The following is a 23,648-nucleotide window of genomic DNA, read 5'->3' as shown; positions in this document are numbered from 1 at the left end:
TCACCGGCGGCGCAGCAGCGCGGCGGCGGCCAGCACGGCCAGCGCGACCGAGGCCAGCAGGCCGGCGAACCAGCCGTACTGGATCGTCGGGTGCACCCGCAGCAGCCCGGAGACCTGGAAGTCGAGCCGGCCCACGAGGTCGCGCGGGTCGGCGAGGAACATGGCCAGCGCGAAGGCGGCCACCGCGCCGGGCAGGATCGCCAGCCCGGTGAACAGCCAGCTTCGCGTCGCGCCGAGCACGCCGAGCAGCATCGCCGTGATCCCGGCGCCCAGCACGAACCAGCCGGGTCCCGCGTCCACGCCGCGCACCGCGTGCGTGAGCGACGCGTCGAGGATGCCGAACTCGGCGGTGAGGCCCGCCCACGGGAGCAGCGCGGTCACGGCCAGCGCGAACCCCGCGACGAACACGCCGGCGGCCCGCAGGACGCCCGCCACGCTGGTGCCTCGCCTCGGTCTGCCGGGATACTGCGTGGATTCCGACACGATCACCAGGCTACGGGGCGCGGCGGCCGGTTTCAGCCCTGAAATCGCCGGTTGACGGGACGCCGGATGGACGGGCACGTGAGGCGCGCGCCGAGGCGGCACCTGGGGTGGCCGGTGGCATCGGTGCTGCGGCGGCCTCTGGTCCGGGTGGTGGCGGGGCGGCGGCCGCGGCCTCCTCGCCGCGCCGCAGCCGCTCCCTGAGCTGGACCGCGTCCGCGCCGAGCGCGCACACCTGCACCCCGGGGCCGGCCAGGGGCAGCGCCGCCCAGCCGTCCCCCAGCACGGCCCGCCGCTCCCGCTTGACGTCCGGCACGGAGGGCGGAGCCCAGGCGGGTCCCGCGATCAGGGTCGAGCCGACGCACCGGGCGTCCCCGTAGACGGCGGGGCCGCCGTCCACCGCCTCCTCGCCCACCAGGAGGTCCTGGCGGAGCAGGGGCCGTCCGGCCACGGTCGCGTCGAACCGCGCGTGGCCGCGTCCCGGCCGTTCGCCGTGCCGCCCGAAGACGATCTCCTCCCGCCAGAAGACCGTGGCGTCCTCGGCGAGCGAGAGCCGTACGACGAGGCGGTGAGCGCATCCGGCGGCGAGGACGGTCGGCTCGGGGGAGAAGTGCAGGGTGGCGCCCGCGCCGACCCGCGCCCGCACGACCATGATCGAGGGGGTGTCCGCGAGACCCGGCAGCACCAGCGTGGCGCCCACCGATCGGACCTCCAGCGAGGTGCCGGGGGCGACGTCCACGCCGAGTTCGAGGTGGTCCCCGCGCAGCGGGCCTGCGCCCGTCGAGACGAGATGGACCCGCCGCGGGCCGGTCTGCCGCAGCGTGAGCGGCGGGTCGGACCGCAGCGTCTCCAGCCGGGTCCGGCCTCCGCCCGCGGCCTCCGTCCTGATCAGCGCACGCGCGGTGACGACCGTCATGCCGGTCAGGACGCCGGAGCCTGCTGGACGGCGCCGTGAACGGCACCGTGAACGGCATGGTGGTGCGGCTCGCCGTGCTCGCGCCGCCAGGCGTCGACCATGTGCGTCACCCACTCCGTCACAGTGTGAGCGCCCTTGTCCTCCCTGATCGACGTGAACAGCACCGGCTTGCCGTCCCGTACGGCCGCCGCGTCGCGGGACATCACGGTCAGGTCGGCCCCGACCATCGGCGCGAGGTCGGTCTTGTTGACGACGAGCAGGTCGGCCGAGGTCACCCCCGGCCCGCCCTTGCGCGGCACCTTGTCGCCGCCCGACACGTCGAGCACGAAGATCTGCCGGTCGGCCAGGCCTCGGCTGAACGTGGCGGTGAGGTTGTCGCCGCCGCTCTCGACGATCACGAGGTCGAGCGGCCCGAACCGCTCCTCCAGCGTCTCGACGGCGTCCAGGTTGGCCGCGATGTCGTCGCGGATGGCGGTGTGCGGGCAGCAGCCGGTCTGCACGGCGAGGATCCGCTCCGGGTCGATGACCCCCGCGCGGCGCAGGAAGTCGGCGTCCTCGGTGGTGTAGATGTCGTTGGTCACGACCCCGAGCCGCAGCGACGGCCCGAGGCTGCGGCACAGGGCCGCCACCAGGGCGGTCTTGCCGCTGCCGACCGGTCCGCCGATGCCGAGGCGGAGCGCCCGCCCGTGTGGCTCGGCCGCGTCGTGGAGGTCGTCGTGGTGAGCGCCCATGTCGGGGTACCTGCTCTTTCTCGTGCGGTGGCCGGGGTGCGGATGTCAGGAGACGAACAGCTTCATCGGGTTGGTCAGGTGTCCCTCCGCCAGGAGGTCGAGCGCGGGCGCGCTGTGCCCCGGCAGCGCGCGCCATCGCGCCTGCCATGCCGCGTGCCCTCCCGGCTGCCGTCCGGGGGGCCGCCCGGGCTGCTGTCCCGGGTGCTCTTCCGCCCGGCAATCGTCCGGCTCCTCGTCCGCCGGGACCGCGTCGTCGAGCGACGCGCAGGCGGCGCGGGCCGCGTCGTCGAGCGCCGGGGCGAGGTCGGCGAGCAGGCGGTGGACGGTGACCGGGTCGAGGCCGAGGAGCCGTACGGCTGCCGTGGCCGGGCCGGTGACCGAGGTGTAGGCGGCGGCCAGCGCGGCCTGGCGGGGCGCGCAGCCCGCCGAGGCCGCCGCCGCGCCGAGCGCGACGGGGTGGTGCGGACCCTCCGGAACGGCCCGCGCGAGCGTGTCCAGGGCTGCCGAGGGCCACATCCGGCGGGCCGTGCGCAGCAGGAGCCGCCCCTGCGTGCGGGCCGCCTCCCGCTGGGCGGGCGAGGCGGTCCGGGCGTCGGCCTCGGCGTCCAGCCGCCGCCACAGTAGAACGCGGTGCGCCGCGTCATCCGCGGGCGGTGCGCCCGGGTCACGGGTGGCGCCGAGCTCCCGGTCTGCGCCGCCGCTGTCCGCGGCGGTTCCGGGGACGCCGCCGGGGGCGGTTTCCGCGGCCGTCTCGGAAGCGGCCAGTTCGCACCCGGCGGCGGCGAGGGCGGCGGTGACGAGGCCGGCGGTGGCGAGCCTGCCGCGCAGGAACCGCGCCAGGTCGCCGGTGCCGGTGACCGTGCCCCGCCGTACGGCCTCCTCCACACCGCCCGAGTGGGCGTGCCCGCCGGCCGGGAGCCGGGAGTCGGCCAGTAGCAGCAGCGCCGCGTCCCCGTCCATGTCAGAAGAGGAAGTAGCGCTGCGCCATCGGCAGCGACTCGGCCGGGGCGGGCTCGATCAGCTCGCCGTCCACGTGGACGGCGAAGGTGTCGGGGTCCACCCGGATGTCCGGCAGGGCGTCGTTGAGCGGCATCGCGTCCTTGCGCCGGGCGCGTACGTCGGCCACGGGCACCAGCCGCCTGCCGACGGCCAGGCGGCCGGCCAGGCCGTCCTCCAGCGCGAGCGGCGCGACGAAGTGCAGCGAGGTCGCGGCGGCGGTGGCCGGGGCCGCGCCGAACATCGGCCGGGGGAGCACGGGCTGCGGCGTCGGGATGGACGCGTTCGCGTCGCCCATCTGCGCGTACGCGATGACGCCGCCCTTGACGACGAGGTCCGGCTTGACCCCGAAGAAGGCCGGGCTCCACAGGACGAGGTCGGCGAGCTTGCCTGCCTCCACCGAGCCGATCTCCGCGTCCAGGCCGTGGGCGATGGCCGGGTTGATCGTGTACTTGGCGACGTAGCGGCGGGCGCGGAGGTTGTCGGCCGGGCCGTCGCCCGGCAGCGCGCCGCGGCGCCGCTTCATCACGTGCGCCGTCTGCCAGGTGCGGATGATCGTCTCGCCGACCCGGCCCATGGCCTGGGAGTCGGAGCCGATCATCGAGATCGCGCCCATGTCGTGCAGGACGTCCTCGGCCGCCATCGTCGTCGGCCGGATCCGCGACTCGGCGAACGCCAGGTCCTCCGGGATGGCGGGGTTGAGGTGGTGGCACACCATGAGCATGTCCAGGTGCTCGTGGTGGGTGTTGACGGTGTGCGGCCGGGTCGGGTTGGTGGAGGACGGCAGCACGTTGGCGTGGGAGGCCACGGTGATGATGTCCGGGGCGTGGCCGCCTCCGGCGCCCTCGGTGTGGTAGGCGTGGATCGCCCGGCCGCCGATGGCCCGCAGGGTCGACTCCACGAACCCCGCCTCGTTCAGCGTGTCGGTGTGGATGGCGACCTGCACCCCGGTGGCGTCGCAGACCCGCAGGCACGCGTCGATGGCGGCCGGGGTGGTGCCCCAGTCCTCGTGCAGCTTGAAGCCCGACGCCCCGGCCCTGAGCTGTTCGAGCAGTCCCTCCTCGCTGACCGTGTTGCCCTTGCCGAGCAGGGCCACGTTGACCGGGTAGGCGTCCAGCGACTCCAGCATCCGGCCGAGATACCAGGTGCCGGTCACGGTGGTGGCCTTCGTGCCCTCGGCGGGGCCGGTGCCGCCGCCGACGACCGTGGTGACGCCCGAGGCGAGCGCCTCGTCGAGGATCTGCGGGCAGATCAGGTGGACGTGGGAGTCGACGGCGCCCGCCGTGACGATCTTGCCGTTGGCCGCGAGGATCTCGGTGGACGGCCCGATGACGAGGTCCGGGTGGACGCCGTCCATGGTGTCGGGGTTGCCGGCCTTGCCGATGGCGGCGATCCGGCCGTCGCGCACGCCGATGTCGGCCTTGACCACGCCCCAGTGGTCGAGGATCACCGCGCCGGTGATGACGAGGTCGGCCGCGCCCTCGGCCCTCGTGGTGCGCGCCTGCCCCATCGACTCGCGGATGACCTTGCCGCCGCCGAACACCGCCTCGTCGCCCGCCCCGGCGGGCCCCATCGACAGGTCCTCGGTCACCTCGACGTACAGGTCGGTGTCGGCCAGGCGCACCCGGTCGCCGGTGGTCGGGCCGTACAGGGCGGCGTAGCGGGAGCGTTCGACGCTAGACATCGGTCCTCCCGTCGAGGGGCCCGGCCCACTCGGGACGAAGGCCCGGTACGACGCGGTGGCCGGCGATCGGGACCAGCGTGACGTCGCGCTCCACCCCGGGCTCGAACCTGACCGCGGTGCCCGCCGGGATGTCGAGGCGGGTGCCCCAGGCCGCCTTCCGGTCGAACTCAAGTCCGGGATTGGCGGCGGCGAAGTGATAGTGCGACCCGACCTGCACCGGTCGGTCGGCCGTGTTGACGACTCTCAGGGTGATCCGCTCCCTGCCGGGGTTCAGCGGCACGTCGCCGTCGCCGCATACGATCTCGCCCGGGATGCCGTGCTCACCGGTTCGCTCGCTTCGCTCGCTCATGCGATCGGGTTGTGGACGGTGACGAGCTTGGTGCCGTCGGGGAAGGTGGCCTCGATCTGGACGGATTCCAGCATCTCGGGCACGCCCTCCATGACGTCCTCGCGCCGCAGCACCTTGCGGCCGGCGTCCATCAGGTCGGCGACGCTGCGGCCGTCGCGGGCGCCTTCCAGGAGGAAGGACGCGATGAGGGCCGTCGCCTCCGGATGGTTGAGGCGAAGGCCGCGCTCCTTGCGCTCGCGGGCCACGCCCGCGGCGACGTGGATGAGGAGCCGTTCCTGTTCGTGTGGAGTGAGCCGCATGGCGGGACGATAAGTACCCGCCGTTTCCCCCGCGTTACCCGCTGATTTCGTATGCGTATCCGGACGGCGGTGAGCCCTCGCTAATGAGTTGTTAACCGCCGGGATTCCGGCGGGAAATACCGCGCGCTCACCTTGACGGCAGACGGATCGGCGCGGGGACCGCGGCGGCAAGGGAGAGGCATTTGCGTAACTCATTATGGCGCACCGGAGCGGTGTTCACGCTGGCGGCCGTGACGCTCGCGGCCTGTGCCGGACAATCGTCCACAAATGACACCGGCGCCTCGTCCGGCGGCTCCGACACCATCAAAGTGGGCATTCTCCACTCGCTCAGCGGCACGATGGCCATCAGCGAGGTCACGGTCAGGGACGCGGAACTGCTCGCGATCGACGAGATCAACGCGGCGGGCGGCGTGCTGGGCAAGAAGCTGGAGCCCGTCGTGGAGGACGGCGCCTCCGACTGGCCGACCTTCGCCGAGAAGGCCACCAAGCTGATCGCGCAGGACAAGGTCGCCACCGTCTTCGGCGGCTGGACGTCGGCGAGCCGCAAGGCGATGCTCCCCGTCTTCGAAAAACGCAAGGCGCTGCTGTGGTATCCGGTCCAGTACGAGGGACTGGAAAGCTCGCCGTACATCTTCTACACGGGCGCGACGACCAACCAGCAGATCGTCCCCGGACTCGACTATCTGAAGGAGAAGGGCAAGAAGAAGCTCTTCCTCGTGGGCAGCGACTACGTCTTCCCGAGAACCGCGAACAAAATCATCAAGGCGTACGCCGCGGCCAACGGGATGGAGATCCTCGGTGAGGAGTACACCCCGCTCGGGCACACCGAGTACAGCACGCTCGTCAACAAGATCACCGAGGCGAAGCCGGACGCGGTCTTCAACACCCTGAACGGCGACAGCAACGTCGCGTTCTTCAAGCAGCTCAAGAGCACCGGGATCAGCGCCGGCCAGATGCCGGTCATGTCGGTGTCCGTGGCCGAGGAGGAGGTCAGGGGCATCGGGGTCGACAACGTCGCCGGGCAGCTCGTGGCCTGGAACTACTACCAGACGACCGACACCCCGGCGAACGAGAAGTTCGTCGCCGCGTTCAAGGCGAAGTACGGCGCCGACAAGGTGACCTCCGACCCGATGGAGGCCGGATACAACGCCGTCTACCTGTGGGCCGAGGCCGTCAAGAAGGCCGGGACCACCGACGTGGAGGCCGTCAAGAAGGCCGCCGGCGGCGTGTCCCTCGACCGGCCCGAAGGCAAGGTCACCATCGACGGCGACAACCAGCACGTCTACAAGACCGCGCGCATCGGGGTCGTCCAGCCGGACGGCCAGATCAAGGAGGTCTGGAACTCCGGCGAACCGATCAAGCCGGATCCCTACCTCAAGACGTACTCCTGGGCCGGCGGCCTGGTCTGACGAGCCGACATGGAGGGAGTGCTCAACCAGCTGCCGATCGGGCTGTCGATCGGAGCGGTCCTGCTGCTCATCGCTCTCGGCCTGACGTTCACGTTCGGGCAGATGGGCGTGGTCAACATGGCCCACGGCGAGTTCATCATGGCGGGGGCCTACACGGCCTACCTGCTCCAGGGCGTGGGCTTCCTGATCGCCCTCCCGGCCGCGTTCGTGGTCGCCGGGCTCATGGGCCTGGTCCTGGAACGCACGCTGATCCGGCGCTTCTACGGCCGCCCGCTCGACACGCTGCTGCTCACCTGGGGCGTCAGCCTGATGCTCCAGCAACTGGCCAGGGACCTGTTCGGAGCGCCCAACGTGCAGGTCGCCTCGCCCGCCTGGCTGCGCGGCGGCATCGGGATCCTGCCGTACAACCGGCTGTTCATCATGGCGCTCGCCGCGGCGTCGGTGCTCGCGATCTGGGCGTACATGAACAGGACCGGGCAGGGGCGGCGCATGCGGGCCGTGATGCAGAACAGGAGGCTCGCGGCCACGAGCGGTATCGACACCGGGCGGGTCGACCAGCGGACGTTCTTCATCGGCTCCGGCCTCGCCGGGGTCGCGGGGGTCGCCCTCACGCTGATCGGGCCGGTCGGCCCGACGCTCGGGACGTACTACATCGTGGACGCGTTCCTCGTGGTCGTCGCGGGCGGCCTGGGCCAGCTTCGCGGCGCGGTGCTGGCCGCGGCCGGCCTCGGCCTGCTGAACTCCTACGCCGAGTTCTGGAGCGACGCCAGCCTCGCCAAGGTGGTGGTCTTCGTGGCGATCATCGGCTTCCTGCAGGTCCGGCCGCAGGGGTTGTTCTTCGTCCGGTCGCGGGCGCTGACATGACGGCCCCCGCGGTGTCCGTACGGCGGTGGCAGGGCCCGGCGGCGTTCGCGGCGGTGTTCTCGGCCGTGGCGGTGCTCGCCCTGGTGGCGGCGCCGCTGCTGCTGGAGCCGTTCCGTCTCGGCCTGCTGGCCAAGTATCTCTGCTACGCGATCGTGGCGCTCGGCATCGGCCTCGCGTGGGGCCAGGGCGGCATGCTCACGCTCGGGCAGGGGGTGTTCTTCGGCCTCGGCGGCTACGCGATGGGCATGTATCTCAAGCTCAACGACGCCGCCGGGGACCTGCCCGACTTCATGGTCTGGAGCGGGGTGGAGAAGCTGCCGGCGCTGTGGAAGCCGTTCGGCAACCCGGTCTTCGCGCTGGCCATGGTCGTCGTGCTGCCGGTCGCGGTCGCGCTGCTGCTCGGCACGCTGGTGTTCCGCCAGCGCGTACGAGGGGCGTACTTCGCGATCCTCACCCAGGCGCTCGCGGCGGCGCTGGTGATCCTGCTGGTCGGGCAGCAGGGGCTGACCGGCGGCACGAACGGCCTGACCAACTTCTTCGACTTCTTCGGCCAGGACGTGGCTGCCGACGAGACCCAGCGGGGCCTCTATCTGCTGGTCGCGGCCGTGCTCGGGGCGCTCTACCTGGGCGCCCGGCAACTCGTCCGCAGCCGGTTCGGGCGGCTGCTGCTGGCCGTCAGGGACGGCGAGGACCGCGTGCGCTTCCTCGGCTACGACCCGGCCACCGTCAAGACGCTGACCTTCGCCGTCTCGGCGGGCATGGCCGGCATCGCGGGGGCGCTGTTCGTGCCGGTGGTCGGCATCATCTCGCCGGCCCTGCTCGGTGTCGTCCCCTCGCTCGAACTCGTCGTCGCGGTGGCGGTCGGCGGCCGGTTCGCGCTGGCCGGCGCGGTGCTCGGCGCGGTCGTCATGGGATACGCGCGGACCTACTTCAGCGAGGAGCTTCCGGACGCCTGGCTCTACCTGCAGGGCGCTCTGTTCGTGCTCGTCATGACGCTGGCGCCCAAGGGCATCGCGGGCCTGGCCGCCAACCTCGTACGGAGAAGGGAGGCGCGGACGTGACCGAGGCGCACGTGCGATCCGCGTTACTGGAGATTCGCGGGCTGGAGGTCGCCTTCGGCGGCTTCCGGGCGCTCGACGGTGTGGACCTGACCGTCGGCCGGGGTGAGCTGCGCTTCCTGATCGGGCCGAACGGCGCGGGGAAGACCACCCTCATCGACGTGATCACGGGCCTGACCAGGCCCACCGGGGGCTCGGTGCGGTTCGAGGGGCACGACCTCCTGGGCCGCAGGGAGCACGAGATCGTCCGGCTCGGCGTGGGCCGCACCTTCCAGACCTCGGTGGTCTTCGAGGAGCTCACCGTGCTGGAGAACCTCGACCTGGCCGCGTCGTTCCGCCGCCCGCTCTGGTCGCTGCTGCGGCGCAGGCGCGGGGTGTCGGAGGAGGTCACGGCGGCGCTGGAGACGACCGGCCTGGCCTCACTGGCGGGCAGCAGGGCCGGGGTGCTGTCCCACGGGCAGCGGCAGTGGCTGGAGATCGGCATGCTGATCGTCCAGCGGCCCCGGCTGCTGCTGCTCGACGAGCCGGTCGCCGGCATGTCCTCCGCCGAGCGCGAGCGCACCGGCGAACTGCTCACCGAGGTCGCCCGCGACCACACCGTCATCGTGGTCGAGCACGACATGGACTTCCTGCGCCGCTACGCCTCCCAGGTCACCGTGCTGCATGAGGGCAGGGTGCTGACGGAGGGCTCGGTGGAGCAGGTGCGGGCCGACCCGCGCGTACAGGAGATCTACTTGGGACGGGCGCGGGAGGGTGCGGAGGATGCTGTCCGTTGAGGGACTGGAGTCGGGGTACGGCCGCGCCCGGGTGCTCTTCGGCGTCTCGCTGGAGGTGCCCGCCGGTCGCCTCGTCTGCGTGATGGGCCGCAACGGGGTCGGCAAGACGACCCTGCTCGACACCGTCATGGGCGTGCTCCCGGCGACCGGCGGGAGGGTGACGTTCGAGGGCAGGGACGTCACCCGGCTGCGCCCGGACCAGCGCGTACGGCTCGGCATGGGCTACGTGCCGCAGGGGCACGACACGTTCCCCCAGCTCAGCGTGATGGACAACCTCCTGGTCACGCTGGAGGCGTCCGCGCACCGGGACCGGGCGGCGCTGGAGGAGGCCCTGGAGGTCTTCCCGCGGCTCAAGCCGCTGCTCAAACGGCCGGCGGGCTTCCTGTCCGGCGGCCAGCAGCAGCAGCTCGCGATGGCCCGGGCCCTGGTCACCCGGCCGAAGCTGCTGATCCTGGACGAGCCGACCGAGGGCATCCAGCCGTCGATCATCCTGGAGATCGAGGAGGCCGTCGGACGCCTCCACGCGACCGGTCTCGCGATCCTGCTGGTGGAGCAGTATCTGGACCTCGCGCTGCGGCTGGCCGACGGGTTCGTGATCCTCGACGCCGGACGGGTGGTCCGCAGCGGCGCGGCCGAGGAACTGCGGGACGCGGAGGTTCACCGGCTGCTGTCCGTCTGACCCCGGCGCTTGGGGAGTGCCTGGCGAATGCCGTCCGTCGCGAGCCTGGGCCACGCGTGGCAGGGCGTGATCTGCCAGGCACGGCCTAAGCTGGAAGGGAGGAAGCGATCGCACGTGTGAACGCCTTTGGCCGCGCCGGAGGCTCCGCACCGCCCCGGCGGTGGGGGCCGTCCGGACCCGGCACTGCGCACGGCCCGACCGCTTCCTCCTGTCATGCGGAACCTGTGACGTGGAGCGTGTGACGTGGAGCCTGGCGCGCGGAGCGCCGGCTATCCGATCGCGACTCCCTCGACCCGCGCGCCCGCCGTGCCGTGCCAGGGGAAGTCGACGTCCACGCTCCGCACCTCGGCGGGCAGCCGGTAGACGCCGGCGTAGGTGACGCTCTCTCCGGGCGCCAGCGTTCTCTTGGCGGCCGTGCGGGACATGGACGTGCACACGCATTGCCCGCCGGAGTCGCGCAACGGGTAGTACCAGATCTTGGCGGACCGATCGAGCACGGTGACGCCGTCGGTGCCGCTCGGGGAGGGGCTGAACGTGCCGTGATACCGCTGATCCTGCTCGAACGCCGACTGCAGCTCAGCGTCGGACTGCCCGGTGTTGCGAACGGTCCAGACCAAGGTGGTCAGGCCTGTGGAGTCGCGATGCGCGCTGTTGACCTCGACCCGGAGATCCTTGGCGCCGTCGGCGGTGAACGCGGCGCTGCCGGACACCGGGGCCTCGCCGGGCGTCCACTGGAAGGGCTGCCCGCCCGAGGACCGACCCGTGGCCGACGATGAGGGCGACGAGGGCGGCGAAGGCGTGAACCGGACGGTGACCCGCCGGTTCTTGCGCCTCCCCTCCTCGGAGGCGTTGGAGGCCACCGGGTCCGCCGAGCCGTGGCCGGCGGTCCGGAAGGTGACGCCGCCCCGGGTGACCAGCGTCCTGAGCCGGTCGGCCACGGCCTTGGCGCGCCGCTCCGACAACGGCTGGTTGATGGCGTCGTTCCCCGTGGTGTCGGTGTAACCGTCGACCTCGACCGTGGCGTCCCCGGAGGTGTCGATCTGCCCGGCCACTTCCTTCAGCAGCGCGCTCGCCCGCGAGGTCAACTCGGCTTTGTTCAGGGCGAACAGCACATCGGCCGACAGCCGTACGGCGCGGCCGTCGGCGTCCTCGTCCACCGAACGTTCGTCGCCCTCGGCCCGGCTGTGCACGCTGAGCACCCGCGGCGGCGCCAGGTCCACCGACGCCGGGTCGATCGTCTGGTCCGCCGCCGGCCGGAGCGGGCCGTTCGTGATCGGCACGTCCTGGACCGGCACGGTCAGCGGCATCGTCACCGTCACGCGCCGTACGTCCGGCGGAGGCGCGGGGAACACCGCGTGGACGTCCACCGATTCGCCCGGCGCGATCGTCGTGCCGGCCAGCGAGGAGCACAGGCACGTGTGGTCGGTGGTGGACAGCGGCATGTACAGCTTGCTGCCCCGGCCGTCGAGCAGTCCGATGCCGCCGGCCACCAGCGAGCTGCTGTCCGCCCCCCTTCCGCCCTCGAACAGGCTGGTCGACAGGTCGAGCCCGGTCTGACCGTCGTTGACGACCTTGAAACGGCCGGTCACCGTGGTGGCCGACGTCCGGTTCAGCGCGACGACCTCGACGTGCGCGGGACCCTGCCGGTGTGCCATGGGCACCGCCCTGCCCAGGGTCCCCCCAGGGCTCGCGGCGCCGTCCGGGGCCGGGCTGCGGGCGGTGACGCCAGGCGTCTTCCGCTCGTCCGAGCCGCCGGTGGGCTCGACGTCGCCGGCGCATCCGGACAACGCGACGAGAAGGGCGGCCAGGCCGCCTCCCACGCGTGTGATCCCCTGCCGTTCGAGATTCGACCTGAGCATGATTCTCGTCCCCTGTTTCCCAAGAGCGCGGCATCCGCCAAGATTCTTACTCCGTCGGGCCGCCGACCGCGCACGGTGTGAGGATGGGATGGTGGACGAGGATCTCGTGGGCGGGACGGGGCGGTCCCGCGCGGAACTGCTGGCGGCGGCCCGCTCCGGTGACGGCGACGCCTTCGGGCGCCTGGTCGGGCCGTTGCGGGACGAGCTGCGCGCGCACTGCTATCGGATGCTGGGATCGGTTCACGACGCGGAGGACGTCGTCCAGGAAACGCTCGACCGGGCCTGGCGTGCCCTGCCGCGGTTCGAGGCCCCTGGATCCGAGAACCCTGGATCCGAGAACCCTGGATATGAGAATCCGGGCTCCGTACGGCCCTGGCTGTACGCGATCGCGACGAACAGATCGCTGACGCTCATCGAACGGCGCGGGCGGCGCGAGCTGCCCGCCGATCTGAGCCCGGGAGGCGCGCCGGCGGCCGAGGCGGCGTGGGTCGAGCCGTTCCCCGACCGGTTGACGAGCTGGACGGAGGAGCTGGGCCCGGAGGCGCGCGCCGTGGCGCGGGAGAGCGTGGAGCTGGCCTTCGTCGCCGCGCTGCAGCACCTGCCGGCTCGGCAGCGGGCCGTGCTGCTGCTGCGCGACGTCCTCGGCTACGGCGCAGGCGAGGTCGCCGGCCTACTGGAGACGACCGTCGCCGCGGTCAACAGCGCGTTGCAGCGGGCCCGCGCCACGCTCGGCCGCCTGGTCCCGCCGGCCACCCAGCAGCGGACCCTCGGCCTGCTCGGCGAACCGGTGTGGCGGGAGACGGCCCGGCGGTACGCCGCCGCATGGGAGGCCGCGGACGTGGACGCCATCGTGGCGATGCTGACCCATGACGCGAAGTACTCGATGCCGCCGCTGACGGCCTGGTTTCACGGGCACGACGACATCCGCGGCTTCCTGCTGGAGACGGCCGGGAACCGGCGCTGGCGCTTCCTGCCGGCGCGGGCGAACGGGCAGGTCGCGTTCGGCACGTACCTCTGGGACGACGACCGCGGCGTCTACGCCGCCGCGGGCCTGGACCTGCTCGCCCTGCGCGGACCGCTGATCGCCGAGGTGGTCTCGTTCCTGGACGCCCACCTGCCGGCGTTCGGCCTGCCGGCGGAACTGACACCCGGGCAGAGCGATGAGTCCGGCGGTCGCCGCGGGTTGTAGGTGCTGACAGGAATCATCAGCGCGACAACCCGGAAGGACCGAGCCGGATGACCGACGACCACGAGCGGATCCGCGACCTGATCGAGCGCTGGGCCGAGGCGGTCCACCGCGGCGACATCGACGGGGTGGTCGCCGACCACGCCGACGACATCGTGATGTTCGACGTGCCGCCGCCGTACGAGGGCGTGCGCGGGCTGGACACCTACCGCGAGACGTGGCCGCCCTTCTTCGCCTGGCAGGCACAGGGCGCCTGCTTCGAGATCGAGTCGCTGGACGTGACCGCGGGGGAGGACGTCGCGTTCGCCCACGCCCTGTTGCGCTGCGGCAGCCCGGAAGAGCTCGCGGCGAACCCGCGGATGCGCCTGCGGCTGACGCTCGGCCTGCGCAGGCAGGACGGCCGATGGGTGATCGCCCACGAACACCACTCGTTCCCGTACGTCGAGCCGGACGCCGATTCCGGCACGGCCGAGGAGGAGGTGCGCGAACTGCACCGCCGGTGGTTCGCCGGCACCGCCGCCGGGGACCTGGACGGCCTCATGACCGGCATCGCCGACGACGTCGTCTCCTATGAGCACGACGAGCCGCTGCAGCACCGCGGCGTCGAGGCGGTGCGCGAGGTCTGCGCGCGCGGCCTCGACGCCGCCGAGGACGGCGTGAGCTGGGACGTCCCCGACCTCACGATCCTGGTCAGGCAGGACCTGGCGGTCGCGTGGGGGCTCAACCACATCCGGGTCGAGCAGGCCGGCGGCGAGAGCGCCGCGACCGGGAGCACCGAGACGTGGTCACGCGGAACCCGCGTGTTCGAGAGGCGAGACGGCGCGTGGGTGATGATCCACCAGCATCTCTCCTTCCCGTACGACCCGGTCACCGGCGAGGCCAGGACCGGCCTGCGCCCGTAGTGGGATGCCGAGCACGGCTCGGCGTCCACGCCTCAAACGGCCTGAATCCGGCGAAAGGCGTCGGCGTGGGCGTTCGCCCATTGCTCGAAGGTGCGGGGTGGGCGTCCGGTCACCTCCCGCACCGTGGGGTGGACGTGTGACTCGTCCAGAGTGCCGTCGGCGAAGAACCGGAAGAACGCGTCGACGTACTGCGCGGGCATCTGCGCCTCCATCTCGGCTCGGGCCTCGGCGTTCGCCAGGCCTTCGCAGCGCAGATCCCTGCCGAGCACCGTGGCGAGGACGGCGACCTGGTCGGCGGGCAGCAGCGCCTGTGGGCCGGTCACTTCGTGGATCAGCCCGTCGTGCCCGTCGTCCAGCAGCGCCCGGGCCGCGACGGCGGCGATGTCGAAGGGGTCGACGGCGGCGGTGCGCACGCCGGCGAACGGTACGCGCACCACGTCGCCGGCCTCGAGCTGAGGGAGCCAGCGCAGGGCGTTGGACATGAACGACCTCGGCCTCAGGATGGTCCAGGGCAGGCCGGATGCCCGCACGGCCCGCTCGGAGAGGGTCATGTAGCGGGAGACGGCGTTGGTCATGTCCTCGAGCGCGGCCGAGCCGCCCGTCAGCAGCACGATCCGCTCCACCCCCGCCTGGCGGGCGCGGGCCAGCAGTCCGGGCATGTCGTCGTAGCCAGGCAGCAGGAACACACGGCGGACACCGTCGAACGCCTCGGTCAGGCTCTCCGGGCGGTTGAGGTCGCCGCCTACGGGCTCCGCGTCAGGGGGCAGGGCGGCGTCCCCAGGGTTCCGGACGAGCGCCCGCACCTGTTCGCCCGCCCCGAGCAGCGCCTCGACCAGTTCCGAGCCGACGTTCCCGGTCGCGCCGGTCACCAGGATCATTCACATCTCCGTTCGTCCGCAGAGGGGTCTACGCGGCCCGGATGAGTCCGGCCGCCAGGGCGATGAGCGCGACCGCGAGGAGCAGGGCGCCGGTCCGCGTGAGCGCCGTGCCGTACGAGCCCCGGCCCTCCTCGCCGATGCCGAGGTGGAGGAAGAACCCGCCCGACTGGGCCAGCACCCCGGCCAGCAGGGCCGCGCCGCACAGCCACTCCAGGCCGTCGGGGAAGCGGGCGCGGGGCAGGTACAGCAGATAGACGAGTGAGAGCACCAGGAGCACACCCGCGTGCGCGTGGCCGGCGCGGAAGAAGCGCTCGCGGAGGGCTCCGAGCCTGTCGCGGTCGGTGGTGACGAAACGCAGCAGCGCGTGCCCGCCGAACTCGACGGTGACGATCGACAGGATCGCGACGATCGGCAGGACTTCGGTGGGCTCCATCAGCGTGCCCCGGCGCCTGCGAGGGCCGCCGCCCGCTGCGGCGTGGGGTTGCCCGTCTTTCCCATGACATCTCCTGCTCACAAGACGGCACAGCCGCGGCACGCGGCGGACGCCGTTCGGTGGATCGTGGTTCACCGGAATCGTGGCAGGAGGCTGGGGAAGGCCGTTAGTGCCCCAGTAACCGGGCCGATGTGCATTTCGCATACGGCTAGATCCAGCCGGACTCGGTGGCGATCCGGATGGCGTCGACCCGGTTGCGCGCCCCCAGCTTGGCCACCGCTGAGGTGAGATAGTTGCGCACCGTGCCGTAGGTCAGGAAGAGCCGCTCGGCGATCTCGGCGGGCTGCGCGCCCGTGGCCGACATGCGCAGCACCTCCGTCTCGCGCTGGCTGAGCGGGCTCTCCGGCGCCTCCAGCGCGACCAGCGCCAGCGACGGGTCCACCGCTCGTCCCCCCGCCGCGACGGTCCTGATCGCCGCGGCGAGCTCGGCCGGCCGGATGTCCTTCGGAACGAAGCCCGCGACCTGGACGCCCAGCGCTCTGCGCAGGACGCCCGGTTTGGTCAGCGCCGTCAGGATCAGGACGGCGCATCCGGGCAGCGCCCTTCGTAGCTCGGCCGCCGCGGTCACGCCGTCCAGCCCCGGCAGGTCGATGTCGATCACGGCCACGTCGGGCCGGTGCTCCAGCGCCGCGGGCACGATCTCCAGGCCGGAGGCCACCCCCGCCGCCACCTCGATGTCGTCGTGCAGCGACAGGAGCTCGACCAGCGCCTCGCGGAGGATGTGCATGTCCTCCGCGATGAGGACGCGAATCACGCGCATCACCCTCCCCGCCCTCGAACGAACGGCCACGACCGGCATCCGATCGACAGGATCATGCCAGCGGTCTCATCTCCTGGAGAGCCGAGGTGCCCGCGACCGGGTGGAAGCCCTCCGGACCGCCATCGGGTTCGGCCGGTGCGGGGAACTCGGCGAGCACCTCGAAGCTGTCCTCGGCGCGGTGTCCCGCCGTCACCCGTCCACTGGTCCGCGCCGCGATGCTGTCGAGCCCGGTGCCGCGCCGTTCCGGCCGCGCCGGTTCCTCCCGTACGGCGGCGCCGTCGTTGACCAGCCGTAACCGTACGCCGTCTGCAGTGCCCGACACGGAGATCTCGCAGGTGCGGGCCTGACTGTGGCGCAGGACGTTGGTGACGCCTTCACGGAGCACCGCGGCCAGCGCGGTGTCGACCGCCGCGGGAAGCGGGCCCGTCTCGACGCGCACCACCGCCTCGATCCCCGCGTCCGCCAGCACCTCGCGGGCGGCGTCGATCTCGATGCCCAACCGCAGCTCGACCCGGCCGCCGGTGATGGAGTCGAGCTCGACCAGGGCCCGGTCGACCAGTGACCCGAGTGAGGCGATCTCGGTTCTGGCCCTGGCGGGGTCGGTGCCGAGCAGGTGTCCGGCCACCTCGCCCTTGAGGGCGACGGCCGACAGGCTGAAGCCGAGGATGTCGTGCAGGTCGCCGGCGATCCGCACTCGTTCGCGGCGCACCGCCGCCTCGGCGAGCTCGTGCCGGGCCCGCTCCAGCACGGTGAGCAGTCCGCTCAGCCGCCCGAGGCAGTACACCAGCCACATGATCATGATGTGGCCGCCGAAGTTGACCAGCGCGGCGGGGATGTCGTCGATGAACAGGTAGTTGCGGTCGATGCGGTGCAGGAACCAGGCGAGGTGCCCGCCCAGGACGACCCCGACGATCGCCCAGGAGCGCGGCGGCCGGACGCTGAGCAGCAGCTTGCCCGTGAAGACGCTCAGCAGGCGGTCCCAGGCGTCGGGGAAGACGGGCAGGGGCAGCAGGATCAGCAGGCTCTGCGCGACCAGCACCGTCCGCGACTGCGGGAGCACCTGGAGGACCACGACGGCGACGAGCAGGACGGTCGCGAAGGCGAGGGCCGGCCAGTCGCCGGGGCGGACGTAGGCCAGGGTCTTCAGGACGAGCACGCACTGGATGAGCAGGACCGCGAGCAGCACCCGTCGCGCCAGCCGCGGCGACTCGATCGGCGGCGAGATCTTCTCGGGGACATCGGCGCGGTAGGCGCCGGCCGTGGCACGCACCTCCGCCAGGGTGCGCCGCGCGAGTTCGATCCCTTCCCGGAGGGAGTGCCGCGCCTTGCCCGGTTCCTGCCGGGCCGCGGTCCGCATCCGGAACGCGATCGCCTGGAGTTTCCCGCCGAGCAGGTGCCGCAGCTCTCCGTCCAGCCGCAGCCGTTCCCTCGACAGGGCCGTCCGGGCCAGTTCCTCGCGGGTCTGGTGAAGTCTCGTGACGGCCATGACGAGCCTGGACAGGCCGAAGACGATGAGACCGTCGTCCGCCGTGACGATCATGTAGCCGACGCCTGCCTGGAACTCCAACCCGGGATAGGCGTCGAAGCCGGGGAGGAGGACCAACGCGCCGGCCGCGGTCACGCTGAGGACGAACAGCGGCCAGGCGATCCGTGTGGGGAGCGCGCACAGCGCGGCGGCGGCCACGGTCCATGGCATCCAGTCCCAGGACTCCCCGACGAACGGGAACGGCAGGAAGTAGAGCAGCACAACGGCGGCGAAGAGCCTGTATCGGACGGCTGGGCTCCAGCACCACATCGACAGCGCGGCGAGCGGCGGGTAGGACGCCATCGGGAGCAGCACGCCGAGCGGACCGGCGCCGTTGTCCAGAGCGCTGAACGCGCGGATGTAGACGAGGATGCCGAACGAGGCCCACAACATGCCCCTGGCCAGCCGGAGCGGAAGGTCGTCCGCGGTTCGCCCCACTCGCCGGGACCCTCCCGTGAACCGTGCGAAATGCACATCTAGCCGATGACGGGGACACTATCAGCCCCGCTTCCCCCGATGTCATGATCCCGTACGTCACGCGGCCGGCTCGGCGTACGAGAGCCCGGACCATCCGCGGCCGAGATCGTCCACGTCGGTGTGGCCACACCATCTCGCCCGCCGGCCCCTCGCAGCCCATGGAGACACCCATGCTGAAGAGACTGTCCCTGTCCGCCGTCTCGGCCGCGGCCGTACTGGCCCTGACCGGCGCGCCGGCCGCCGCCACGGCGCCGGTCGCCGCGCCGGCCGCGCGCACCCAGAGCGCAGCCGCCGACCCGCTCGAGCCGGGGCCTTTCCACCGCCGGCTCGACCCGCTGGTCGGCACCTGGAAGGCCACCAAGTACAACTACCTTCTCGGCGGCGACGGCAAGCCGGTCGTCTCCCGCGACATCACGGTCAGGACGCGGTGGATCGCCAAGACGGGCGGCCGGTTCCTGGAGGAGGAGGCCGAAGGCGTCCTCGGCGGCCACCCGTACTACCGGCTGGGGATCCTCGGCTTCTCCACCATCGACCGGCGCTACGAGTGGACCACCTTCGACAGCGTCACCCCCACCGCGATGACCTATCGCGGCCCCGCCCTCGCCGAGGGCGGCAATGTGCTGTCGTTGCCCGGGACGTTCACCGACCCCGGCGTGCTCGGCCCGGAGTACGTCGGGAAGACCATACCGATGCGCACAGTGATCACCATCAGGTCGAACGACCGGCACACCTTCGACCTGTACTTCACTCCGCCCGGCCAGTCCGAGCGGCTGGTCGACCGCGTCGTCTACACCCGGAAGACGAAGTAGGCCCGCCGGCCTACGTCAGATGTCGAGCTGCCACTGGTGCCAGGTGTCGAAGACCTCGAAGCCCATCGCCTCGTTGATCGCCAGCATGTACGGGTTCGCGACGGAGTTCCACGTGATCACACGCTCCACGGACGGCTCGCAGGCGCGGAACCAGGTGATGTTGGCGAGCTTGAGCACCAGGCCGAGCCGACGGCCGCGGTGCGGCGCGAGGACGGTGGTCGCGCCCTGACGGGCCCACCCCTCCGGCCGCTCGGCGTCCACCACGAGCTGGGTGAACCCCGCGGGCTCTCCGCTGGCCGTGTGCCGGGCGATCACCGTGTACGTCCGCTGGCCCGCACGCGTGAGCATCTCCTCGCGGGCGCGCACGCGGTCGGCGGTCCAGCGCTGGTCCTCCATCGCGAGGTCGCCCAGCGGCTCGTCGTTCATGCCCTCCGTCAGGTGGGCCATGTCGCCGAGCAGCTCGTCGGGGGTCGGCCCGGCCCACCGTTCCAGCGAGTAGTCCGTGGCGTGCCGTACTGCCCGGGCCCGCAGGAGTTCGAGGCCGGACCAGTCGGCCGTACGCAGGTGGAGCACCAGGCGGGTCTCGGTGGACGCCGGGGAGAACCCGCGGGCCTTGGCGAAGGGCGTGCCCGGCCCGTCCGCCGGGGCCTCGACGATCAGGACGCGCCTGCCCTCGTCACGCGCCCGGCCGACGGCGTGGTCGAGCAGCGCACCGCCGATTCCCTCGCGTCTGCGGCCCGGATGCGTCATCAGCCGGAGCAGGGCGAGATGGGTGTTGTCGTCCTGGGGGAAGTGGAGGACGTAGCCGCCGACGACCTGGTCACCGTCGATCTGTTCACCGCCGACCTGGCTGCCGTCGTCTTCACCGCCGTCGACGTGGCCGCCGTTGATCCGGCCGCCGTCGCGCGCCACCCACGCCTCGGCCCGTTCGCCGCCGGACCCGCTCCGGACGCTCGCCGTGAAGTGCCGCCACGACATCGCCGGACCCGGATGGTCGCATGCCCGCGCGATGTCGTACAGACCGGCCAGAGGGGAGTGGCCCGCCGGGCCGTCCGGGCCGTCTTCCCCCTGCTCGGCGTCGTTCTCGATGGGGGCGACGCGCTTCATGTGCATGCCGACAAGAATTCCGCACGCGTTGTCAGGAATGCGACTGATTTTCACATGGTGGAACGGCGGGTGAGGGCTCTATTGCATGTAGTTCTCGACCTCGTCGACCGGGCGGGGGGAGGCGAAGTCGGGGTCCTCGCCCACGTCGCGCCGGGCGCGGCGCTGGCGCAGCAGGTCCCAGCAGCGGTCGAGCTGCTCTTCCAGCGAGCTGATCCTGTTGTGCTCCTCCTCGGAGGTCAGCTCGCCCGCGACCAGTCGTTCGCGCAGGGAGTGCTCCTCGTCGACCAGCTCGCTGATCCGCTTCAGGATCTCGTCGTCCTTCATGTGGCCTCCTTCGTCACGAGTCACCCTAACCTGGGACTCCGTCTCGAAATGTGATCGGGTGTCTCGTCCGGTCGAGGGCGTCTGCTAGTCTGCCTGACATGCTGCGCGGACTCCTTCTTATCCGCCGCGGCGAGGGCCTGTAAGAGGCCGGCTCCCTCGCCGCGGTGCGAGAGTCATGCGCGTCGGCCGCCCTGGTTTCATCCAACGGCGCCCCTTTCCCGAACGAATCGACGGCAACGTCATGCCCGGGACTCGCCGTGCGCCCGACGAGGAGCAATCATGAATGAGCAGCAGCCCAGCCCCATGCCGTTCCAGCGCTACACGCCGTTCGAGCCCGTACGGCTGGCCGACCGCACCTGGCCCGACAAGGTCATCACCAAGGCGCCCCGCTGGTGTGCCGTGGACCTGCGCGACGGCAACCAGGCGCTGATCGACCCGATGGACTCCGACCGCAAGCTGAAGATGTTCGACCTGCTGGTCCGGATGGGTTACAAGGAGATCGAGGTCGGCTTTCCCGCCGCGTCGCAGACCGACTACGACTTCGTCCGCCAGATCATCGAAGAGGGGCGCATCCCCTCCGACGTGGTCATCCAGGTGCTGACGCAGGCTCGGCCCGAGCTGATCGAGCGGACCTTCGAGTCGCTGCGCGGCGCCCGCCAGGCGATCGTCCACCTGTACAACTCCACCTCCACCCTCCAGCGCCGGGTCGTCTTCGGCCAGGACAGGGACGGCATCACCGCGATCGCCGTCGAGGGCGCCAAGCTGTGCAAGAAGCTGGCGGCCGAGATGGAGGGCACGGAGATCTACTTCCAGTACTCGCCCGAGTCCTTCACCGGCACCGAGCTGGAGTACGCCGTCGAGGTCTGCAACGCCGTCAACGACGTGTGGCAGCCCACCCCCGACCGCAAGGTGATCGTCAACCTGCCGGCGACGGTCGAGATGGCCACCCCCAACGTGTACGCCGACCAGATCGAGTGGATGCACCGCAACCTGGCCTACCGGGACTCGATCGTGCTGTCGCTGCACCCGCACAACGACCGCGGCACCGCCGTCGCCGCCGCCGAGCTGGGCTACATGGCCGGCGCCGACCGCATCGAGGGCTGCCTGTTCGGCAACGGCGAGCGGACCGGCAACGTCTGCCTGGTCACGCTGGGCATGAACCTGTTCTCCCAGGGCGTCGACCCGGAGATCGACTTCTCGGACATGGACGAGATCCGGCGAGTGGTCGAGCACTGCAACCAGCTGCCCGTGCACCCCCGCCATCCGTGGGGCGGCGAGCTGGTCTACACGGCCTTCTCCGGCTCCCATCAGGACGCCATCAAGAAGGGCCTGGAGCACCTGGAGCGCGACGCGGCCGCCGCCGGGGTGCCGGTCGACCAGTTCACCTGGGCCGTGCCGTACCTGCCGATCGACCCCAAGGACATCGGCCGCACGTACGAGGCCGTGATCCGCGTCAACAGCCAGTCGGGCAAGGGCGGCGTCGCCTACATCATGAAGGCCGACCACCAGCTCGACCTGCCGCGCCGTCTGCAGATCGAGTTCTCCCGCGTCATCCAGGCCCGTACGGACGCCGAGGGCGGCGAGGTGACCGCGGCCGAGATGTGGGAGCTGTTCTCCGACGAGTACCTGCCCAATTCGTCCCACCCCTGGGGCCGCCTGGGCCTGCTGGCCCACCGGCACACCTCCACCGTGGACGACAAGGACGCGATCAGCGCCGACGTGCGGGTCGACGGCCAGATCCGGGAGATCGAGGGCGTCGGCAACGGCCCCATTTCGGCCTTCTGCGACGCGCTGGAGAACATCGGGGTGCCGGTGCGGGTCCTCGACTACACCGAGCACGCGATGAGCGCGGGCGCCGACGCCAAGGCCGCGTCGTACGTGGAGTGCGAGGTCGGCGGGCCGAACGGCACGCAGGTCCTGTGGGGCGTCGGCATCGACGCGAACACGACGAGCGCCTCGCTCAAGGCCATCATCTCCGCCGTCAACCGCGCCACCCGCGCCTGACATCCCCTGAACTTCGCAGTGAACGGCAGGACCTGCGGTCTCACTGCCCGTGACCTTGCACAAAATCGCAAGCGTATGCCCTGACGAGCCCAGAAGGCTGTCGTGAACACGCGAAAGGCGGCAACCGGGAAATCCCCGACTGCCGCCTTTCGCATGTCCCACGATTGACAGGGGCGTCAAGATTCACAGCCACCGGCACAATGGATCATGCTTGTGGTCGCGTCCGACCTCAGCAGGCGCCTGCGCTTCGAGCGTGACGACTCCGCGGCCCTGGTGAAGGAGGATGCCGCCAATGGCGATCCGGTCGCCAAGAGTCTCCTGATCCAGACGCGACAGCACCGTTCCGTGAGCGTGAACGGCAAGCTCTACACCACCGGATCGCTGTATGCGCCCGCGTTGCCCAAGGGGAAGACCTGGGCCCTGCGCGGCACGATCCCGAACGGCGGCGCCTTCACCGATCAGGTCGTCAATGTCTTCGAGCCGCAGACGCTGAAAACGCTGCTGTCCGACACCTACTCCAAAAAGATCGACCCCGGCTTCCGGGACAGCACCGGCCGTATTCAGAAGAACAAGAGGCTCTACAGGGGGAAAATCACCTTCGCCGACCTGTACGCCGTCTCGCCCACCTTCCGGGCGCTTCTCGGGCAGAAGCCCGACGCCACCCTCGCTCCCGCCCTCGTGTGGTGGTTCTTGTGGGTTGACAAGGACGGCACGCCTCTGAAGGTCGAATCCATCTGGGACACCTGGGTCAAGGGCGGGGCCGGCCGGCCCAACGCCAGGGGAGCGGCGAGAACCGAATACCTCGCCTGGCGGCCTCGCGTCACGATCAAGCCGCCCACGTCGTCGCTCGTCGCCAAGGTCGTGGGCCCGGCCAACGGCCTGCCCGAATTCGACGACGTCAGGGAGGCCATCCGAGACCTGCGGCGGTAGTCACAGGGGGATGTCCCGCCGGGTGGGCGACACGACGGGGCACAGCACGGCTCGACGCCGGACGCTCGGCCGCGCTCGCCGCCAAGCCCCTGCGGCGGCGGGGCCGGGGCGCTCGGCGGCCTGATATCTTTCACGAGTAAAACACTTGCGAAA

At 71.5% G+C, this 23,648-nt stretch carries 24 protein-coding genes; 10 read left to right on the top strand and 14 right to left on the bottom strand.

Annotated features, from left to right (window positions below; genetic code table 11):
• Genes IL992_RS12695 through IL992_RS12665 form a run of 7 tightly spaced genes read right to left on the bottom strand, consistent with a single transcriptional unit; the run spans window position 1 to window position 5,455 of the window.
• The gene (locus tag IL992_RS12695; protein WP_193203549.1) at window positions 1-483 is read right to left on the bottom strand and encodes a hypothetical protein; all 483 of its coding nucleotides are present in this window, start codon (window positions 481-483) and stop codon (window positions 1-3) included.
• A 10-nt stretch (window positions 484-493) separates the two neighbouring features.
• Window positions 494-1,396, bottom strand: a complete 903-nt coding sequence (locus IL992_RS12690; RefSeq protein ID WP_193203548.1) for an urease accessory protein UreD — start codon at window positions 1,394-1,396, stop codon at window positions 494-496.
• Between the two features lie 5 nt (window positions 1,397-1,401).
• On the bottom strand, window positions 1,402-2,127 hold the full coding sequence (gene ureG, locus IL992_RS12685; protein WP_193203547.1) for an urease accessory protein UreG: 726 nt from the start codon (window positions 2,125-2,127) through the stop codon (window positions 1,402-1,404).
• 45 nt (window positions 2,128-2,172) lie between these two features.
• Window positions 2,173-3,087: an urease accessory protein UreF gene (locus tag IL992_RS12680; RefSeq protein WP_193203546.1), complete on the bottom strand. Its 915-nt coding sequence runs from the start codon at window positions 3,085-3,087 to the stop codon at window positions 2,173-2,175.
• 1 nt (window position 3,088) lies between these two features.
• Window positions 3,089-4,807 (bottom strand): urease subunit alpha, encoded by a 1,719-nt coding sequence (locus tag IL992_RS12675; RefSeq protein ID WP_193203545.1) that lies wholly within the window; start codon window positions 4,805-4,807, stop codon window positions 3,089-3,091.
• The gene (locus IL992_RS12670) at window positions 4,800-5,156 is read right to left on the bottom strand and encodes an urease subunit beta (protein ID WP_193203544.1); all 357 of its coding nucleotides are present in this window, start codon (window positions 5,154-5,156) and stop codon (window positions 4,800-4,802) included. Before IL992_RS12670 ends, IL992_RS12675 begins: the two co-directional genes overlap by 8 nt.
• Window positions 5,153-5,455: an urease subunit gamma gene (locus tag IL992_RS12665; protein ID WP_030506285.1), complete on the bottom strand. Its 303-nt coding sequence runs from the start codon at window positions 5,453-5,455 to the stop codon at window positions 5,153-5,155. The genes IL992_RS12670 and IL992_RS12665 overlap by 4 nt, the downstream gene beginning before the upstream one ends.
• Before the next feature lie 182 nt (window positions 5,456-5,637).
• Here IL992_RS12665 and urtA point away from each other — a divergent pair, with 182 nt between their 5' ends.
• Genes urtA through urtE form a run of 5 tightly spaced genes read left to right on the top strand, consistent with a single transcriptional unit; the run spans window position 5,638 to window position 10,241 of the window.
• Complete coding sequence (urtA, locus tag IL992_RS12660; RefSeq protein WP_226872849.1) at window positions 5,638-6,864, top strand: urea ABC transporter substrate-binding protein; 1,227 nt, start codon at window positions 5,638-5,640, stop codon at window positions 6,862-6,864.
• A gap of 9 nt (window positions 6,865-6,873) precedes the next feature.
• The gene (urtB, locus tag IL992_RS12655) at window positions 6,874-7,728 is read left to right on the top strand and encodes an urea ABC transporter permease subunit UrtB (RefSeq protein WP_193203543.1); all 855 of its coding nucleotides are present in this window, start codon (window positions 6,874-6,876) and stop codon (window positions 7,726-7,728) included.
• Window positions 7,725-8,789 carry an urea ABC transporter permease subunit UrtC gene (urtC, locus tag IL992_RS12650; RefSeq protein ID WP_193203542.1) on the top strand — a complete coding sequence of 355 codons (1,065 nt, stop codon included), beginning with the start codon at window positions 7,725-7,727 and terminating at the stop codon, window positions 8,787-8,789. Before urtB ends, urtC begins: the two co-directional genes overlap by 4 nt.
• Window positions 8,786-9,562: an urea ABC transporter ATP-binding protein UrtD gene (gene urtD / locus IL992_RS12645; protein WP_319018514.1), complete on the top strand. Its 777-nt coding sequence runs from the start codon at window positions 8,786-8,788 to the stop codon at window positions 9,560-9,562. Before urtC ends, urtD begins: the two co-directional genes overlap by 4 nt.
• Complete coding sequence (gene urtE / locus IL992_RS12640; RefSeq protein ID WP_193203541.1) at window positions 9,549-10,241, top strand: urea ABC transporter ATP-binding subunit UrtE; 693 nt, start codon at window positions 9,549-9,551, stop codon at window positions 10,239-10,241. Before urtD ends, urtE begins: the two co-directional genes overlap by 14 nt.
• 269 nt (window positions 10,242-10,510) lie before the next feature.
• Here urtE and IL992_RS46130 read toward each other — a convergent pair whose 3' ends face one another.
• Entirely contained in the window at window positions 10,511-12,100 is a 1,590-nt protein-coding gene (locus IL992_RS46130; RefSeq protein ID WP_319018513.1) for an OmpA family protein, read from the bottom strand.
• Between the two features lie 91 nt (window positions 12,101-12,191).
• Between IL992_RS46130 and IL992_RS12630 the strand changes: the two genes are divergently transcribed.
• Together IL992_RS12630 and IL992_RS12625 are read left to right on the top strand one after the other, a co-directional pair.
• Window positions 12,192-13,289 carry a sigma-70 family RNA polymerase sigma factor gene (locus IL992_RS12630; protein ID WP_319018512.1) on the top strand — a complete coding sequence of 366 codons (1,098 nt, stop codon included), beginning with the start codon at window positions 12,192-12,194 and terminating at the stop codon, window positions 13,287-13,289.
• A gap of 47 nt (window positions 13,290-13,336) precedes the next feature.
• Window positions 13,337-14,188 carry an SgcJ/EcaC family oxidoreductase gene (locus IL992_RS12625; protein ID WP_193203539.1) on the top strand — a complete coding sequence of 284 codons (852 nt, stop codon included), beginning with the start codon at window positions 13,337-13,339 and terminating at the stop codon, window positions 14,186-14,188.
• 32 nt (window positions 14,189-14,220) lie between these two features.
• Here the strand turns inward: IL992_RS12625 and IL992_RS12620 are convergent, their stop codons facing one another.
• The 4 genes from IL992_RS12620 to IL992_RS48315 form a co-directional block, all read right to left on the bottom strand.
• Window positions 14,221-15,066, bottom strand: a complete 846-nt coding sequence (locus tag IL992_RS12620; protein ID WP_193203538.1) for an NAD(P)H-binding protein — start codon at window positions 15,064-15,066, stop codon at window positions 14,221-14,223.
• Window positions 15,067-15,094: 28 nt separating this feature from the next.
• Window positions 15,095-15,499 (bottom strand): hypothetical protein, encoded by a 405-nt coding sequence (locus IL992_RS12615; protein ID WP_193203537.1) that lies wholly within the window; start codon window positions 15,497-15,499, stop codon window positions 15,095-15,097.
• Window positions 15,500-15,707: 208 nt separating this feature from the next.
• A complete protein-coding gene (locus tag IL992_RS12610) occupies window positions 15,708-16,313 on the bottom strand; it encodes a response regulator transcription factor (RefSeq protein ID WP_193203780.1) in 606 nt (201 codons plus the stop codon).
• A gap of 58 nt (window positions 16,314-16,371) precedes the next feature.
• Window positions 16,372-18,282 (bottom strand): sensor histidine kinase, encoded by a 1,911-nt coding sequence (locus IL992_RS48315; protein WP_193203536.1) that lies wholly within the window; start codon window positions 18,280-18,282, stop codon window positions 16,372-16,374.
• A 209-nt stretch (window positions 18,283-18,491) separates the two neighbouring features.
• Between IL992_RS48315 and IL992_RS12600 the strand changes: the two genes are divergently transcribed.
• Window positions 18,492-19,130 (top strand): DUF1579 family protein, encoded by a 639-nt coding sequence (locus IL992_RS12600; protein ID WP_193203535.1) that lies wholly within the window; start codon window positions 18,492-18,494, stop codon window positions 19,128-19,130.
• Window positions 19,131-19,145: 15 nt separating this feature from the next.
• Here the strand turns inward: IL992_RS12600 and IL992_RS12595 are convergent, their stop codons facing one another.
• Together IL992_RS12595 and IL992_RS12590 are read right to left on the bottom strand one after the other, a co-directional pair.
• Window positions 19,146-20,243, bottom strand: a complete 1,098-nt coding sequence (locus tag IL992_RS12595) for a GNAT family N-acetyltransferase (RefSeq protein WP_193203534.1) — start codon at window positions 20,241-20,243, stop codon at window positions 19,146-19,148.
• Between the two features lie 72 nt (window positions 20,244-20,315).
• Complete coding sequence (locus IL992_RS12590; protein ID WP_193203533.1) at window positions 20,316-20,561, bottom strand: DUF2630 family protein; 246 nt, start codon at window positions 20,559-20,561, stop codon at window positions 20,316-20,318.
• 279 nt (window positions 20,562-20,840) lie between these two features.
• Between IL992_RS12590 and leuA the strand changes: the two genes are divergently transcribed.
• Both leuA and IL992_RS12580 read left to right on the top strand, forming a co-directional pair.
• Window positions 20,841-22,565 (top strand): 2-isopropylmalate synthase, encoded by a 1,725-nt coding sequence (leuA, locus tag IL992_RS12585; protein ID WP_193203532.1) that lies wholly within the window; start codon window positions 20,841-20,843, stop codon window positions 22,563-22,565.
• Between the two features lie 207 nt (window positions 22,566-22,772).
• Window positions 22,773-23,495 (top strand): hypothetical protein, encoded by a 723-nt coding sequence (locus tag IL992_RS12580; protein WP_193203531.1) that lies wholly within the window; start codon window positions 22,773-22,775, stop codon window positions 23,493-23,495.
• The last annotated feature ends 153 nt before the right edge of the window (window positions 23,496-23,648 follow it).

Source organism: Microbispora sitophila (assembly GCF_014892245.1).
Classification (GTDB): Bacteria; Actinomycetota; Actinomycetes; order Streptosporangiales; family Streptosporangiaceae; genus Microbispora; species Microbispora siamensis.
The sequence above is the reverse complement of the archived record's forward strand: the minus strand, read 5'-3'. Positions and strand labels throughout refer to the sequence as shown.